The organism is Qipengyuania mesophila, from assembly GCF_019711655.1.
GTDB lineage: Bacteria > Pseudomonadota > Alphaproteobacteria > Sphingomonadales > Sphingomonadaceae > Qipengyuania > Qipengyuania mesophila.
On sequence record NZ_JAIGNU010000001.1, the window covers coordinates 499,462 to 515,631 of the forward strand.

The window sequence follows — 16,170 nt, forward strand, 5'->3', positions numbered from 1 at the left end:
TGCGATAGGCAAGCCATGCTCCCGCCAGCCGATCGTGCTCCGCCCGCCAGTCGGGAGGTCCTTCACGCCCTTACCCTGACGGCGTCCGCCTTCGCATTGTTTGCCGCTGCGCCGCTGGCCGCACAATCTGCGGCCGATGACGTCGGAACGGTGGTCGATCCCAGCGGGCAGCCGGGCGATCCGCAGCCCGACGCAGAACCCGTGACCGTCGATACCGCAGAGGATGTCGACGAACTGCTGGGCATTCCCGAGCCCAATGCCGGGCTCGATGCGCCGCCTCCGCCCACCGGAGACGACGGGGTCAACGCCGAGGGCAATCGCGAAATCGACTTCGAGGCCGATATCCTCGAATACCGGTCCGAAAGCGATATCGTCACCGCCCGGGGCAATGTGGTGCTGCGTAGCGGCGACCGTTCGCTGCGTGCCGATACGGTGAGCTGGAACGAGGGAACCGGCGAAATCGTCGCCGAGGGCCGGGTCCGCTTCGTCGACGAGAACGGCAACCAGCTGTTTTCGGAGCGCGTCGAGCTCACGGACAAGTTCGAGGCCGGGGCAATGGATAACCTCCTGCTGGCGCTGCGCCAGGGCGGACGGCTGGCGGCGAGGAAGGGCGTGCGCGAAAACGACGGGACGGTTGCTCTCGAAAATGCCGCCTACAGCGGCTGCGAGGTGGTCGATCCGGACGGCTGTCCGCGCGAGCCGAGCTGGCGCATCACCGCCGAGCGCGTGGTCTACAGTCCAGAACTCCAGCGGATCAAGTTCACCGGCGCCTATCTCGAGCTGTTCGGCGCTCGCATCCTGCCGCTGCCCGGCCTCACGGTGCGCACCGATGGCGGCGCCGTCTCGGGCTTCCTCGTCCCCGACCTGCGCTTCTCCGAAAGCAACGGCGTCGAGGTCTCGGGCAGCTACTACATCCGCTTCGCCGACAACCGCGACCTGACGCTGACCACGCATGTCTATACCGATGCGGCGCCGATGGTCGCCGCGCAGTGGCGCCATCTGACCGAGAGCGGCGCCTATCAGATCACCGGCTATGCGACGCATTCGCAGCGCATCTCCACGCTCACCGGCACTGCCGATAGCGCGGAGGAATTCCGCGGCTATGTATTCGCCAACGGCAGGTTCCAGCTCTCGCCCGACTGGAGCCTGACCGGATCGATCCGTCGGTCGACCGATCGCACCTTCCTGCGACGTTACGACATCAGCCGCGACGACCGGTTGCGCTCGACGGTGGAACTCGAGCGCATCGGCAAGAACACCTATGTCTCGCTTGCCGGCTGGGCGACGCAGACGCTCCGGCTCAACCAGCCGCAGGGCGAAGTACCGGTCGCCCTTCCTGTGTTCGACGCGCGCTGGCGCCCCGACACTCCGGTCCTCGGCGGACAGATCGAGCTGCAGGGCAATACGCTGTCGATCACGCGCAAGGACGGGCAGGACACGCAGCGCGCCTTTGCCCGGGCACAATGGGACCTAAGCCGTGTGACAGGGCTCGGCCAGGTGGTGACGCTGACCGGCATGCTGCGCGGCGACGTCTACCATTCGGACGAGAACCTTCTCACCGCCACCGCCAGCTATCGCGGCAATCCGGGTTGGGAATTCCGCGGCGTCGCGCTCGGCGCGATCGACGTGCAGTGGCCCTTCGTCGGCAATGCGCTGGGCGGCACGGTTGTCTGGACGCCGCGCGTCCAGCTCGTCGCGACGCCGCCGATCAAGAACCTCGCGATCCCCAACGAGGACGCGCGGGCGATCGACCTCGAGGATTCGAACCTCTTCGCGCTCAATCGCTTCCCCGGATACGACCGGGTCGAGGACGGCGCGCGCGTCACCTACGGCTTCGACTGGTCGCTGCGCATTCCCGACTGGGAGATCAAGACCAATGTCGGCCAATCCTACCGGCTCGACAGCGATCGCGACATCTTCCCGGTCGGCACCGGCCTGTCCGAGCGCTTTTCCGATTTCGTCGGCCGGACCGAGGTCCGCTACAAGAACTTCCTGCGGCTGACTCACCGCTTCCGGCTCGACAAGGACAATCTCGCGATCCGCCGCAACGAGGTCGATGCGACGGTCGGCTCCAACAAGACCTATGCCGAACTCGGCTATGTCCGCCTCAACCGCGACATCACCCAGGTCGAAGACTTGCAGGACCGCGAGGAATTGCGCGGGGCGGTGCGCGTGGCCTTCGCCAACTACTGGTCGATATTCGGCTCGGGCGTCTTCAACCTGACCGACCGCAACGAGGACCCGACGCTGATGTCGGACGGGTTCGATCCGATCCGCACGCGGCTCGGCGTCGCCTATCAGGACGACTGCCTCGAACTCGGCCTGACCTGGCGGCGCGACTACATTACCGCGGGTGATGCGGAGCGCGGCGATACCTTCCAGGTCTATTTCAGCTTGAGAAATCTGGGTTTCCGCTAGGCCGCGCTTATTGGCACCTCGGCCCAAACACGCTATCCGGCGCGCGATATCAGCTTCGGTTAAGCCGCGAGGCCGCAAGGGCTGTGGCATTTCCGGGCATTCATGCGATGCCGCAACACAGGTTCGACACGTGACTGCAAAGACGATTTCCCGACTGCTTTCGATAGCCGCCGCAGCCGGCCTTGCCGCCGCACCCGTCGCCGGACAGGCGCAGCAAGCCATCGATCAGGGCGACCTGCTCGGCCTGCCGAGCGATCTCAGCATGCTCAAGGAGTCCGATCCCAACCGACGTGTAGCCACCGCGGTGGTGAATGGTTTCGTGATCACCGAAACCGACATCAACCAGCGCGTCGCGCTGCTGCTGGCGGCCAATCAGCGCCCGGTGAGCGAGGAAGAAATGGTCCGCGTGCGCATGCAGGTGCTGCGCAATCTGATCGACGAGACGCTGCAGATCCAGGCGGCGATCGCGCAGGAGCTCGACATTTCGCGGGACGAAGTCGACCAGACTTACGCGCGCGTCGCGGCGCAGAACTTCGGGCAGGACCCCGGCAAGATGGACGAGTACCTGCGTTCGGTCGGGTCCTCCCCCGAGGCGCTCAAGCGCCAGATTACCGGCGAACTCGCATGGAACCGCCTGCTCCGTCGCAACATCGCGCCCTTCGTCAACGTCTCTGCCGAAGAGGTCAACGAGATGATCGCACGGCTCGAGGCGGATCGCGGAACCGAGGAATACCGGCTCGGTGAAATCTTCCTTTCGGCGACCCCGGAGACCGAGGCGGCGGTCGAGGCCAATGCCAACAAGATCGTCGAACAGCTGCGCCAGGGCGGCAGCTTCGTCGCCTATGCGCGCCAGTTCTCGCAGGCCTCGACCGCGGCGGTCGGCGGCGACCTCGGCTGGATCCAGCTGCCGCAGCTCAAGAACGCGCAGCTTGAAGCGGTCGCGCGCGAGATGAGCCCCGGCCAGCTGGTCGGCCCGGTCCGCATCGCCGGCGGTTTCTCGATCCTCTACCTGATCGACAAGCGCCAGGTCCTGATGGCCGATCCGCGCGACGCGTTGCTGAGTCTCAAGCAGATCCAGATCAATTTCGAACCGGGAATGTCGCAGGAAGCAGCGCAGCAGCGCGTGGCCGCCTTCACCGCAGGTGTCGAATCGATGCGCGGCTGCGGCGATGCGGAAAATGTCGCCGCCCGGCTCGGCGCGAATGTGGTGACTAACGACCAGATTCGCGTGCGGTCGCTGCCCGAAGCGCTGCAGAACATCATCCTCCAGCTCCAGGTCGGCCAGTCGACCCCGCCCTTCGGTTCGTTCGAAGAAGGCGTGCGCGTGCTGATGCTGTGCGGCCGCGACGACCCCAAGGTCGCCGCGGGGCCCAATTTCGACCAGATCATGAGCCAGCTCGAGGACGAGCGCATCGAAAAGCGCGCCCAGCGTTACCTGCGCGACCTGCGCAACGACGCCTTCATCGAGTACAACTGACGCCAATGCGCCCGCCCCTCGCCGTTTCGCTGGGCGATCCGGCGGGGATCGGGCCGGAGATCATCGTAGAAAGCTGGGCGCGGCGCCGCGAAACGGGGCTCGCGCCCTTCTTCGTGGTGGGCGGCGCCGGCGTTCTCGAAGCCGCTGCGGACTTGCTCGGCATCGACTCCCCGATCGTCCGGATTGGCGACAGCCGCGGGGCCATCGAGGCTTTCGATCGTGGCCTGCCCGTTCTCGGGGCTGAAGACTGCACCTACCGTCCGGGCGAGCCCGACGAGGAAGGCGCCGCGCTGGCATTGGGCTCGCTCGCCGAGGCGACGAGGATGGCACTGCTGGGCAAGGCCTCGGGCGTGGTGACCGCGCCGGTGGCCAAGTCGCAGCTTGCCAAGGTCGGCTTCGAATTTCCCGGCCAGACCGAATTCCTCGCCATAGCCTGCGGCGTGCCCGAGGATGCAGCGGTGATGATGCTCGCCGGGCCCAGTCTGCGCGCAGTCCCGGTGACGGTCCATTGCGCGCTGGCCGACGTGCCCGGACTGCTCGATACCGACGTGATCGCGAGCAAGGCGCGCGTGGTCGCACAGGCGCTGAAGACCGATTTCGGCATTGCCGAACCGCGCCTCGCCATCTGCGGACTCAACCCCCACGCCGGCGAGGGCGGCAAGTTCGGGTCGGAGGAACGCGATATCATCGAACCCGCGGTCGAGCTCCTGCGCGCCGAGGGGCTCGCGGCCACCGGACCGCATCCAGCGGACGCCCTGTTCACCTCGCGCGCGCGGCAGACCTACGACGCGGCGCTGGCGATGTATCACGACCAGGCGCTGGTGCCGTTGAAAGCGCTCGATTTCGACGAAGGCGTCAACGTCACGCTCGGCCTGCCGATCGTGCGCACCAGCCCCGATCATGGCACCGCCTTCGATATTGCCGGCAAGGGCATCGCCGATCCTGGAGCGATGATCGCGGCTCTGCGGATGGCGGGCGAGATCGCCGCGCGGAGGGCCGCGCATGGCTGACCTTCCTCCCCTGCGCGAGGTCATCGCCCGGCACGGCCTCAGCGCCTCGAAGGCGCTGGGGCAGAACTTCCTGTTCGACGAACAGCTGCTCGACCGCATCGCGGCGATACCGGGCGATCTGGCGGGCAAGCCGGTGCTCGAAGTGGGTCCCGGCCCGGGAGGGCTGACCCGCGCGCTGCTGCGCGCCGGCGCGCGCGTCACCGCGATCGAGATGGACCGGCGCTGCCTCCCCGCGCTCGCCGAACTGGGCGAGACCTTCCCCGGCCAGCTGCGTGTTGTCGGGGGCGATGCGCTCAAGCTGGACCATGCCGAGCTGATGGCCGGCGAGCCCTTCGCTGTGCTCTCCAACCTGCCCTACAATGTCGGCACCGCTCTGTTCGTGCGCTGGCTCGGCGGAGAAGAGTGGCCGCCGCAATGGACCAGCCTGACGCTGATGTTCCAGCAGGAAGTCGCCCAGCGGATCGTCGCGCAGCCGGGCGGCTCGGCCTATGGCCGGCTCGCGGTGCTCGCGCAGTGGCGTAGCGCGGCGAAGCTGGCCATGAAGGTCCATCGCAGCGCTTTCACCCCGCCGCCCAAGGTGATGAGCGCGATCGTCCATGTCGAGCCCGGCGAAATGCCCACGGGCGTCTCGGCGCGCGTGCTCGAGCGCCTGACCGAGGCAGCCTTCGGCCAGCGCCGCAAGATGCTCCGCCAGAGCCTCAAGGGCGTCCCCGGGGCGGTCGCGGCGCTCGAGGCGATCGGGATCGATCCGCAGCGCCGCGCGGAGACGATGACGGTCGAGGAATTCGTCGCCATCGCCCGCATACTGACACAGGGTTGCTGAGGCACCGCCGCAAGGCGAATCCGATTGCCCGCCGACCGTTGCGGTGCCAATCATCTCCCGCCAATCTTCGAGGGGGATCCACCATGCGCAAGTTCTGTACCGCCACCCTGCTGTGCGTCACCGCGGCAACCGCGCTGGCAACCGCGGCCATGGCCGAACCGGTCAAGAAGGAAGACCTGCTGGTCGCGCCCGAGGATGCGCGGCACTATGTGATCTTCTCGCAGTCGGGCCAGCACGGCGACATCTGGGCATGGCAGACCGCCGAAGGCGCCGCGGCCTATCGGATGTCGATGAACCTGCGCGGCTGGATCACCGAGACCGACCAGACGATCGTCACCGGTGCCGATGGCACGCCTGCGAGGATCGATATCCGCGGCTTCACCGATTCGGGCGATGCGAGCGAGACCTATTACGTCGACGCCGACGGGATGGCGCACTGGAAAACCGCGATCGACGAAGGCTCGGCGCCGCTCGCGGGCAAGCGCTATTCGACCTACGGCGGTCCGTGGCTCGCGGGCGAAGCCGATCTCAACGCGCTGATCGCGGCGGGCGAAGAGGGCATCGACATGCTGCCTTCGGGCCATGCCAGCGTGACCGTCGGCGAGGAAACCGAGATCACCGGACCCAACGGCCCCGAGACGGTCAAGCTTGCCTTCGTGAAGGGTTTCGGCTTCGCGCCGAGCCCCTTCTGGATCACCGAGGACAACAGGTTCTTCGGCTTTGCCGGCGGCATGTCTCTGCTTCCGGCGGGCTATGAGGCTAATGCGCCCAAGCTCAAGGAAATCTCGGACGCGGCAACCGCGGCGATGGTCAAGGATGTCGCGCACAGCTTCCTGAAGCCCGAAAACGCCACGCCCACGCTGGTCGAAAACGTGATGACCTTCGATTCGCTCGCCGGGACCTATCTGTCGGGCCAGTCCGTGCTGATCGCCGACGGCAAGATCGCCGCGGTCGGCGCCTCCGGAACGGTCGAGGCGCCGAGCGGCGCGATGGTGATCGACGGTACCGGCAAGACGCTCGTGCCCGGATTGTGGGACGCGCACCGCCATACCGGTGGCGACGACTGGAACCTGTTGCAGAATGTCGCGACGGGCATGACCAATTATCGCAGCCCCGGCTCGGAGATCGACGAGACCATCAGCCTCGTGACCCGGCGCGCGGCGGGCGACTTGCTGGCACCCGAAGGCGAGACCTCGGTCATCGTCGACCGCAAGGACCCGCTCGCGGCGCAGGGCTCGATCACCGTGTCCTCGCTGGAAGAGGCCATCGCCGCGGTCCACACTATCAAGGATGCGGGCCTGTGGGGGGTGAAGTTCTACACCTCGATGACCCCGGAGTGGATCGCCCCCGCAGCCGCCGAAGCGCACAAGCTGGGCCTCCATGTCCACGGCCATATCCCCGCAGGGATGCGTCCGCTCGAGGCCGTCCGCGCGGGCTACGACGAGATCACGCACATCAACTTCATCATGATGCAGGCCATGCCGAAGGAGGTGATCGACAAGTCGAACACCGCCGCGCGGCTCGAAGGGCCGGCGAAATACGGCAAGGACGTCGACCTCGATTCGCCCGAGATGACCGCCTTCTACAAGGAACTCGGCGAGCGCAGGACCTACATCGATCCGACACTGACCGTGTGGGAACCGCTGATGACGTCGGACGGCTCGGAGCTGGCCCCCGAATACGCCCCCTTCGCCAAGGTCGCCCCTCCGGGCGTCGCGCGCGGGTGGAAGATTTCGGGCTATCCGCTGTTCGACGGGCTGACCCGCGACGATTTCCGCCAGAGCTTCGACAAGATGGTCGGGCTGGTCGGAAAGCTGCACGAGGCGGGCGCCCCGATCGTGGCGGGCACCGATGGCTATGGGCTAGAACTCGTGCGCGAGCTCGAACTCTACGAAGAGGCCGGCCTCACCAATGCCGAAGCCTTGCAGACCGCCACGATCATCCCGGCGCGGCTGACCGGCATGGATGAAGACTTCGGCTCGATCACCGAAGGCAAGGTCGCCAACCTCGTCCTGGTCGACGGCGACGTGTCGCAGGACATCACCCGGTTGCGCCGGGTCGAGACCGTCTTCCTCGACGGCTATCGCCTCGATGCGCAGGAGCTTCGCGAGGCGAGCGGCCTTTCGGGCATGCCCGAGTAAGCGACCGGGCGGGAGGCGTTCAGCCCCCCGCCTTCTTGCGCCTCCGCCAGGCATGGAGCAGCGGTTCGGTATAGCCGCTCGGCTGCTCGACGCCCTTGAAGATCAGGTCCTTCGCCGCGCTGAAGGCCGCGCCGTCCTCGTTTTCGAGCAGCGGCTCGTAGAAGGGATCGCCCGCGTTCTGTTGGTCCACCTTGGCGGCCATGCGGCGCAGGCTCTCCATCACCTGGTCTTCGGTGATCACGCCGTGGAACAGCCAGTTGGCGATGTGCTGGCTCGAAATGCGTAGCGTCGCGCGATCTTCCATCAGCCCGACGTCGTTGATGTCGGGCACTTTCGAACAGCCGACGCCCTGGTCGATCCAACGCACGACGTAACCGAGCAGCCCCTGGCAATTGTTGTCGAGCTCCTCGCGAATCTCGTCCTCGGACCAGTTGGCGCCGTCGGCGAGCGGAATGGTGAGCAGCTCGTCCAGCCCCGGCACCTCTCCCAGCCCCTGCTGGATTTCGAACACGTCCTCGCGATGGTAGTGGATCGCGTGGAGCGTTGCCGCGGTGGGGCTCGGCACCCAGGCGGTGTTTGCGCCCGCGCGCAGGTGGCCGATCTTCTCGACCATCATCTGCCCCATGAGGTCGGGCGCCGCCCACATCCCCTTGCCGATCTGCGCGCGGCCCGAGAGGCCGTGGCGCAGGCCGATACCGACGTTGCGCGCCTCATAGGCCTTGAGCCAGGCCGCGTTCTTCATAGCCCCCTTGCGCATCATCGGGCCCGCCCGCATCGAGGTGTGGATCTCGTCGCCGGTACGATCGAGGAAACCGGTATTGATGAACACGATCCGGTCCCTCACCGCATGGATGCAGGCCCCAAGGTTCGCGCTGGTGCGGCGTTCCTCGTCCATCACGCCGACCTTGATCGTATCGCGCGGCAGGCCGAGCAGGTTCTCCACCGCATCGAACAGGTCGTTGGTGAAAGCACATTCCTCGGGTCCGTGCATCTTGGGCTTCACGATGTAGATCGAACCGCAGCGCGAATTTCCGTATTTCCCCAGTCCGGCAACGTCCTGCGCACCGATCGCCGAAGTGATCACGGCATCGAGAATCCCCTCGGGAATTTCCTCGCCGTCCCAACGCATCGCCGGATTGGTCATCAGGTGTCCGACATTGCGCACGAACATCAGGCTGCGGCCGGGCAGGCTGTGCTCGCCGCCTTCGGCGTCGGTGAAGCGCTTGTCGCCCGCGAGCGTGCGCGTCAGCGTCCGCCCGCCCTTGTCGAAGCTTTCCTCCAGATCGCCGCGGATCACGCCGAGCCAGTTGCGATAGGCGAGCAGCTTGTCCTCGGCGTCGACCGCCGCGACCGAATCCTCGCAATCGGCGATCGTCGTCAGCGCGGCTTCGAGGATGATATCGGCGATGTTGGCCGGGTCGGTACGACCCACCGGATGCTCGGCATCGAACACGACCTCGATATGCAGCCCGTTATTCCGGTAGAAGCACGAACCTTCGTTCCATCCCAAGCATTGCGCCGGGTCGGCGAGCGGGATGCCCTTGTCGTCCACATCCACCAGATCGGCCCATTTCTTGCCGTCCGCCAGCGGGACCGCGTCGTCCATGAAGCGCTTCGCCTCGGCCACCACCGCCGCGCCGCGCAACTCGTCATAGCCTCCCGGGGTCGCCGGTTGCGCGTCGAGCGCGTCGGTGCCGTAGAGCGCGTCGTAGAGGCTGCCCCAGCGTGCGTTTGCAGCGTTGAGCAGGAAGCGTGCATTGAGGATCGGCACCACCAGCTGCGGGCCCGCCATGGTGGCGATCTCTGGATCGACGTTTTCGGTGCCGATGGTGAAGGCTGCGGGCTCGGGCACGAGATAGCCGATCTCGCGCAGGAAGGCCTGATACTCGTCCTGATCCAGCGGCACGCCCTTGTGCGCCTCGTGCCAGGCGTCGATCTTGGCCTGCAGCTCCTCGCGCTTTTGCAGCAGCGCCGCATTGCGCGGGGCGAAGTGCGCGAGCAGATCCGCAAACCCCAGCCAGAACGCATCGACATCGCGGCCCAGCGGGCCGAGCACTTCGGCCTCGATGAATTGGGCAAGCTGCGGATCGGTCTCGATCCCGGCGCGCGTTACGTATTCGGTCATGAAACTCCTCGGATTCTGCAATCGTAGCAATGTGTAACCCGGGGAGGAGCGACAAGGTCTATGCCGTCAGCGGGTGATCAATGCAAGGCGCGGGGTAGACTTGGGGCCGCGCAGGCTTAAGGACGTTGCACATGAAACCGGATAGCGCCCCGCAAGCCCTGCTCGATGCGATCGATGCCGACGCGATGTTGCGCGAGGTGCAGGATTGGGCCGCGATCAACACCGGCACCGCGAACATCGCCGGGCTCGACACGATGGCAGGCATTCTCGCCGATGCCTTCAGCGCGCTCCCCGGCGAAGTCGAGCTGGTCGAACCGGCCACGGTTACCGCGATTTCGGGCGAAGGCCGCGAGTTCGAAAAGCCGCATGGCAGGCACATGGTGCTGCGCGTCCGCCCCGAGGCCGAACGGCGCTTCGTGCTGACCGGCCACATGGACACGGTCTTTCCCGCCGACCATCCGTTCCAGGAGGTCAGCTGGCTCGACGACGAGACCATCAACGGCCCCGGCACCGCCGATATGAAGGGCGGGCTCAATGTCATTCTCCACGCGCTCAAGACCTTCGAGACGATCGAAGGTGCGGAACGCGTAGGCTACGACGTGATGATCAATTCGGACGAGGAAACCGGCAGCCTCGCCAGCCGCGGGCTGATCGAGGAACTGGCGCGCGGGAAATATGCCGCGTTGACCTATGAACCCTCTGCCCTGCCCGACGGCACGCTGGCGCATGCGCGCGGCGGTACGGGCAATTACTCGATCACGATCCACGGTCGCTCCGCCCATGCCGGGCGCAATCCGCAGGACGGGCGCAACGCGATCGTCGCTGCTTCCGACCTCGTGCTGCGCATCGCCGCGCTGGCGGGCGACGACATCACCGTCAACCCGGCGAAGATCGAGGGCGGCAGCGCCAACAACGTCGTGCCCGACCTTGCTGTGCTGCGCTTCAACATCCGTCCGAAGTCCACCGAGGCGATGAACCGCTTCGACGGCGAACTCGATCGCGCCCTCGCCTCCATCAAGGCCGAACACGAGGTGGGCATCCACCGCCACGGCGGCGTCACCCGTCCGCCCAAGCCGGTCGATGCCAAGGCGCAGCGCCTGTTCGACCTCGTCAAGAGCTGCGGCGCCGAACTCGGCCAGACGATCGGCTGGCAACCGACCGGCGGCGTCTGCGACGGCAACAACATCGCCGCCACCGGCGTCCCCGTGGTCGACACCATGGGCGTGCGCGGCGGCGCGATCCATTCACCGGACGAGTTCATGATCGTCCCCAGCCTGCGCGAACGCGCAGCCCTGTCGGCGCGCGTACTCGCCAGGCTTTCCACCGGAGACCATTTGTGACCTTTCGCCTGCGCGCCGCGCATATCGATGACCTCGAGCACCTCTACGAGATGGCCAAGCTGACGGGCGGCGGGTTCACCAACCTCCCCGCCGATCGCGCCGCGCTGACCAAGAAGCTGGAACGCGCCGACGAGGCCTTTTCCAAGACCTACGAGGAACTCGGCGACGACCAGTTCACGCTGGTGCTCGAGAACACCGAGACCGGCCAGGTACGCGGGACCTGCCAGCTCTTCAGTCAGGTCGGCCAGCAATGGCCATTCTACAGCTACCGGCTCAACACGCTGACCCAGCACAGCCGCGAGCTCGACCGCACGGTGCGCGCCGAGCTGCTCAGCCTGACGACCGATCTCGAAGGCTGTTCCGAAGTCGGCGGGTTGTTCCTCCATCCGGGCGAGCGCGCCGGCGGGCTCGGCCTGCTGCTCGCGCGCAGCCGCTATCTCTTCGTCGCCATGCACCGGCCGCGCTTTGCCGACCGGATCCTTGCCGAATTGCGCGGGGTGATCGACGACCGCGGCGGATCGCCCTTCTGGGACGGCGTGGCGGGCCGCTTCTTCGGCATGACCTTCCAGGAAGCCGACTATTTCAACGCCATCAACGGCAACCAGTTCATCGCCGATCTGATGCCCAAGCATCCGGTCTATGTCGCCATGCTCGGCGACGAGGCGAAGAAGGTCATCGGCGTGCCCCACCCCACCGGCCGCGCCGCCATGCGGATGCTCGAGAACGAGGGCTTCTCCTTCGAAGGCTATGTCGACATCTTCGACGGCGGGCCAACGATGACCGCGCGCACCGACCAGGTGCGCAGCATAAGCCAGGCCGTCCCGGGCAAGCTTTCCGCGACCGATCTCGACATCGGCGAACGCGCACTGGTCGCCACCGGGACGCTGGGCACCTTCCGCAGCGCTTATGGCATGCGCGAGATCGCCGACGACGGCAGCGTCGCGATCGATGCCCTATGCGCCGAAACGCTCGGCGTCGGCGAGGGAGACGAGGTATGGAGCGTGGCGCGGTGAGCCGCCTGGTCGAGATCAATTTCGACGGCATCGTCGGGCCGAGCCACAATTACGCCGGGCTCAGCCTCGGCAATATCGCCAGCGCCAGCCACGGCGGCGATTCGTCATTCCCGCGCGCGGCGGCGCTGCAGGGCCTGGCGAAAATGCGCGGCAATATGGAACGCGGCCTGGTGCAGGGCTTCCTGCTGCCGTTGCCACGCCCGAATGGTAGCCTGCTCGCTCGGCTCGCGGTCGATGCCGAGTGCGATCGTGCGCTGCTCGCGGCGGCTTGGTCGGCCAGTTCCATGTGGACCGCCAATGCCGCCACGGTCAGCCCCGCCCCCGACACTGGCGACGGGCGCTGCCACCTGACACCCGCCAATCTCGTCACCATGCTCCACCGCGCGCAGGAATGGCCCGACACGCAGGCGCAGCTGAGGATCGCCTTCGGCGACGAACGCTATTTCAAGGTCCATGACGCCGTACTGCCGAGCTTCGGTGACGAAGGCGCGGCCAACCACATGCGCCTGACCGAAAGCCACGATTCCCCGGGGGTCGAGGTCTTCGTCTATGGCCGGCCGGGTGGTCGCTTCCCCGCGCGCCAGCACGAGCAGGCGAGCCGCGCCGTCGCACGGCTGCACGGGCTCGATCCCAAGCGCTGCGTCTTCCTCGAACAGAATCCCGCCGCGATCGAGGCAGGCGCTTTTCACAACGATGTGGTCGCGGTCGCCAACGAGACAGTCCTCTTCGCCCACGAACAGGCCTTCGCCGATCGCGAGGACGCCTATGAAGCGCTGCTCGCGGCCTTCCCCAAGCTCCATGCGATCGAGGTCCCGGCCAGCGCGGTCAGCCTCGAAGAGGCGATCCGGACCTATCTCTTCAACGCGCAGCTGGTGACGCAGCCCGACGGCGGCATGGCGCTGGTGGTGCCGGGCGAATGCTGGGAGAGCAAAAGCGTGCGGGGATGGTGCGAGGAGATGCTCGCCACCAACGGCCCGATCCGCGAGGTCATCCCGGTCGACGTGCGACAGTCGATGGCGAACGGCGGCGGCCCCGCTTGCCTACGCCTGCGCGTGGTGGCGGACCCGGCCACGGTCGACGCGCGCTTCCTGCTCGACGAAGCCAAGGCGCAGCGGATCGAGGCGGTCATCGCCGAGATGTGGCCCGAGCGAATCGATCCTGCAGACATCGGTAGCGAGCGCCTCGCCAGGACGGTCGTCGAAGCCCGCGAAGCGCTGCTTTCGGTACTCTCGCTCGACGAACTCGCGTGAGCAATCCCGCGAGGAGTTAACGGTCTTTACCGGCGCGTCGGTCAGTTTTACATTCGCTCTCGGGGTTAACCATCAAGATCCGCAGAATTCCGTCGCTGGCACGGCATTTGCTTGTTGCGGATTAACCAGAGGGACCGAGATAGAAGTGCTCAGGAAAGTGCAACGGCTGTTCGTGATCAAGACGCGCGTGGAAGCGTATCTGATCATCTTTGCCCTTGCCCTGGGCGCAATGACGCGCGGCGCACATTACACGCTGCAATACCCGGGAGTCGGAGGCTACCTGCTGTTCGCCGCGACCGGCGGCGCAGTCTTCCTCGGCGGGGCGAAGATCCTCGACGCGCTGCGCTACGAGCGCGAAGGGAAGAATGTCGAGGCCGAAAAGCTCCAGGGCGCCGCTTCGGAATAGGCAGGCCCGGTCCGGGCAATCCGCGCCCCGTCGGAAGACCATGATTGCACTGCGCCCCCTGCGCGAAAGCGAACTCGAAGCAGCCTCGCAGCTATGCCTGCAGTCGAAAGCACATTGGGGCTATGACGCGGACTTCATGCGTCGGTGCGAAGCGGAGCTTACCCTCGCCGCTGCGGATTTGACAGAGAGCGAGATCGTCGCCGCGATCGACGGCGATCGGTTGGTCGGGATCGCACAGGTGGCGCAAGCCATAGATGGATGCTTCCTCGAGAAGCTGTTCGTCGATCCGCTCGCCATGAATCTGGGAGTTGGGCGAAGACTGTTCGAATGGGCAGTCGAATGCGCACGCGGACTCGGCGTCTCACAGATGATCGTGGAAGCCGATCCGGATGCCGTTCCCTTCTACCGCAAGATGGGTTGCAAGAGCGCAGGCAGCGTCCCCTCGGGATCGATTCCCGACAGGCAGCTGCCGCGGCTCGTCTTCGATCTCGGATAATATGGGAACAGGGTGGGGGTTTCTGTTGCTAGCTACCCCCGGAGCCCCGGAATCCGCTTCTGTTGCCCGGTGGGTCCAACCGCGCTTTAGCTTTGTAAGATCAGGGCGTTAGCCCATCAGATTACGCAGCGAGAGCGAGTGCTTCGTTATCGTTGGCACTTGTGTGTTGTGAACAGTTTTACGGGTTACTCAGCCCGGGCGAAAACACTGTCTTTCAGCACACGTCGATCCTAGTTCGGCCCCGTCAAAACCCGCCAGATTCAGCGGTTTATGGTGGAGCCGCCGGGTACTGCCCCCGGGTCCGTTGTACCTATTGCACAGCGCAATTTATCGCCATAGCCGGCCGAAACCGGCGAAGCCCTATATAGGCGCTCGACGATTAATGTGAAGTGAGTGCCGCTTCACGGTCGCCCGCGCACCGGCCCGTCCCGATCGTCGCTAGCCCATCGGACCCTTCTCGGGTGCGTAGTCCGGGCGCGCGGCGCGCAGTTCGTCGCGAATTTCCTTGAGCAGGTCGATTTCGCTCGGTCCGGCAGGCGCCGCCTCCTCCTTCTCCTCGAACTCGGCCATCACCTTCTTGGCGTAGCGCACCAGCAGGAAGACGATGAAGGCCAGGATCAGGAAGTTGATCACCGCAGTGAGGAAGCTGCCGTAACCGATCATCGCGGCTCCCGCTTCCTGCAGGGCCGCGTAATCGTCCATCGGGCCTTCATAGCCCTCGGGCACGTCGAGGAGGATGAAATAGCGCGAGAAATCGGCCCCGCCGAAAAGCGCACCGACCACCGGCATGATGATCTCGTCGGTCAGCGATTTGACGATCGCGCTGAAGGCCGCGCCGATGATCACGGCAACGGCGAGATCCATCACATTGCCCTTGGCGATGAATGCCTTGAAATCTTTCAGCACCTGGAAAATCCCCTTAACCCTTGCATTTCCCCCTGTACTTGCCATGGCCCCCGAACGGTCACAAGCGCGCGTTAATCTTGAATGGCCGCCCCGGTGTGCTATCTAGGCAAGACACACTTACCAAAAGAGGGATGTTCCATGAACCGCTTGGCTGCCTTTCGCACCTCCGTCCTCGCTGCCGCCGCGCTGGTGCTCTCGGCTTGCGGAATCAACTCGGTCCCCGCGGCCGAGGAGAACGCCAAGGCCAAATGGGCCGATGTCGAAGCAGCGTTCCAGGAGCGCGCCAATCTGGTGCCCAATCTCGAACAGATCGTGATGAGTTCGGCAGAGCAGGAACGCGCCACGCTCGAGGCGGTGGTCCAGGCCCGGGCCTCGGCCACGCGTCCCGAAATCAAGCTCGACGGCGATGACCTGAGCGATCCCGCCAAGATGGAGCAGTACCAACAGGCGCAGAACACCTTCGGCGGCGCACTGTCGCGGCTGATGGCCAATGTCGAGGCCTATCCCGAGCTCAAGAGCCAGGAGAACTTCGGCCGCTTCATGACTCAGATCGAGGGGCAGGAGAACCGTATCCGCGTGGCGATCCGAGACTACAACGAGGCGGTGCGCCAGTATAACACCACGATCCGCACCTTCCCCGACACGATCGGCGCGAACATTATCCACGGCGCCGAGCCGATGGTCCCCTACGAAGCCGTGACCGAGGGTGCGGAAGTCGCCCCGACGCTCGACATGCGCGCGGATAGCGACACCGCGAACTGAGCT

The 16,170-nt window shown here is 65.8% G+C and carries 13 protein-coding genes and 1 other RNA gene; 11 read left to right on the plus strand and 3 right to left on the minus strand.

Translation table 11 applies throughout. From position 1 onward, the window contains the following. Positions 1-15 precede the first annotated feature (15 nt). From K3181_RS02525 to K3181_RS02545, 5 genes are all read left to right on the plus strand, one after another. The gene (locus K3181_RS02525; protein WP_221600478.1) at positions 16-2,418 is read left to right on the plus strand and encodes an LPS-assembly protein LptD; all 2,403 of its coding nucleotides are present in this window, start codon (positions 16-18) and stop codon (positions 2,416-2,418) included. Positions 2,419-2,548: 130 nt separating this feature from the next. Further along, complete coding sequence (locus tag K3181_RS02530) at positions 2,549-3,895, plus strand: peptidylprolyl isomerase (protein WP_221600480.1); 1,347 nt, start codon at positions 2,549-2,551, stop codon at positions 3,893-3,895. A 5-nt stretch (positions 3,896-3,900) separates the two neighbouring features. Further along, positions 3,901-4,905 (plus strand): 4-hydroxythreonine-4-phosphate dehydrogenase PdxA, encoded by a 1,005-nt coding sequence (pdxA, locus tag K3181_RS02535; protein ID WP_221600481.1) that lies wholly within the window; start codon positions 3,901-3,903, stop codon positions 4,903-4,905. Then, the gene (gene rsmA, locus K3181_RS02540) at positions 4,898-5,728 is read left to right on the plus strand and encodes a 16S rRNA (adenine(1518)-N(6)/adenine(1519)-N(6))-dimethyltransferase RsmA (RefSeq protein ID WP_221600483.1); all 831 of its coding nucleotides are present in this window, start codon (positions 4,898-4,900) and stop codon (positions 5,726-5,728) included. Before pdxA ends, rsmA begins: the two co-directional genes overlap by 8 nt. Positions 5,729-5,811: 83 nt before the next feature. Next, positions 5,812-7,869, plus strand: a complete 2,058-nt coding sequence (locus tag K3181_RS02545) for an amidohydrolase family protein (protein ID WP_221600485.1) — start codon at positions 5,812-5,814, stop codon at positions 7,867-7,869. A 19-nt stretch (positions 7,870-7,888) separates the two neighbouring features. Here the strand turns inward: K3181_RS02545 and K3181_RS02550 are convergent, their stop codons facing one another. Beyond that, positions 7,889-9,994, minus strand: a complete 2,106-nt coding sequence (locus tag K3181_RS02550; RefSeq protein WP_221600487.1) for a malate synthase G — start codon at positions 9,992-9,994, stop codon at positions 7,889-7,891. A 131-nt stretch (positions 9,995-10,125) separates the two neighbouring features. Here K3181_RS02550 and K3181_RS02555 point away from each other — a divergent pair, with 131 nt between their 5' ends. The 5 genes from K3181_RS02555 to K3181_RS02575 all read left to right on the plus strand — a co-directional run bounded on the left by K3181_RS02555 (position 10,126) and on the right by K3181_RS02575 (position 14,499). After that, positions 10,126-11,334, plus strand: coding sequence for a hydrolase (locus K3181_RS02555; RefSeq protein ID WP_221600489.1), 1,209 nt, complete (start codon positions 10,126-10,128; stop codon positions 11,332-11,334). Continuing rightward, entirely contained in the window at positions 11,331-12,347 is a 1,017-nt protein-coding gene (locus K3181_RS02560) for an arginine N-succinyltransferase (protein WP_221600491.1), read from the plus strand. The genes K3181_RS02555 and K3181_RS02560 overlap by 4 nt, the downstream gene beginning before the upstream one ends. Beyond that, positions 12,329-13,597 carry an N-succinylarginine dihydrolase gene (locus K3181_RS02565; RefSeq protein WP_221600493.1) on the plus strand — a complete coding sequence of 423 codons (1,269 nt, stop codon included), beginning with the start codon at positions 12,329-12,331 and terminating at the stop codon, positions 13,595-13,597. Before K3181_RS02560 ends, K3181_RS02565 begins: the two co-directional genes overlap by 19 nt. Positions 13,598-13,742: 145 nt before the next feature. Further along, entirely contained in the window at positions 13,743-14,003 is a 261-nt protein-coding gene (locus tag K3181_RS02570; RefSeq protein WP_221600494.1) for a hypothetical protein, read from the plus strand. 40 nt (positions 14,004-14,043) lie between these two features. Next, the gene (locus tag K3181_RS02575) at positions 14,044-14,499 is read left to right on the plus strand and encodes a GNAT family N-acetyltransferase (RefSeq protein ID WP_221600496.1); all 456 of its coding nucleotides are present in this window, start codon (positions 14,044-14,046) and stop codon (positions 14,497-14,499) included. 48 nt (positions 14,500-14,547) lie between these two features. Here K3181_RS02575 and ssrA read toward each other — a convergent pair. Both ssrA and mscL read right to left on the minus strand, forming a co-directional pair. Next, positions 14,548-14,892: a transfer-messenger RNA gene (gene ssrA / locus K3181_RS02580) on the minus strand. Between the two features lie 45 nt (positions 14,893-14,937). Further along, positions 14,938-15,405: a large conductance mechanosensitive channel protein MscL gene (gene mscL / locus K3181_RS02585; protein WP_221600498.1), complete on the minus strand. Its 468-nt coding sequence runs from the start codon at positions 15,403-15,405 to the stop codon at positions 14,938-14,940. Between the two features lie 138 nt (positions 15,406-15,543). Here mscL and K3181_RS02590 point away from each other — a divergent pair, with 138 nt between their 5' ends. Further along, on the plus strand, positions 15,544-16,167 hold the full coding sequence (locus tag K3181_RS02590; RefSeq protein WP_221600500.1) for a LemA family protein: 624 nt from the start codon (positions 15,544-15,546) through the stop codon (positions 16,165-16,167). Positions 16,168-16,170: the final 3 nt, after the last annotated feature.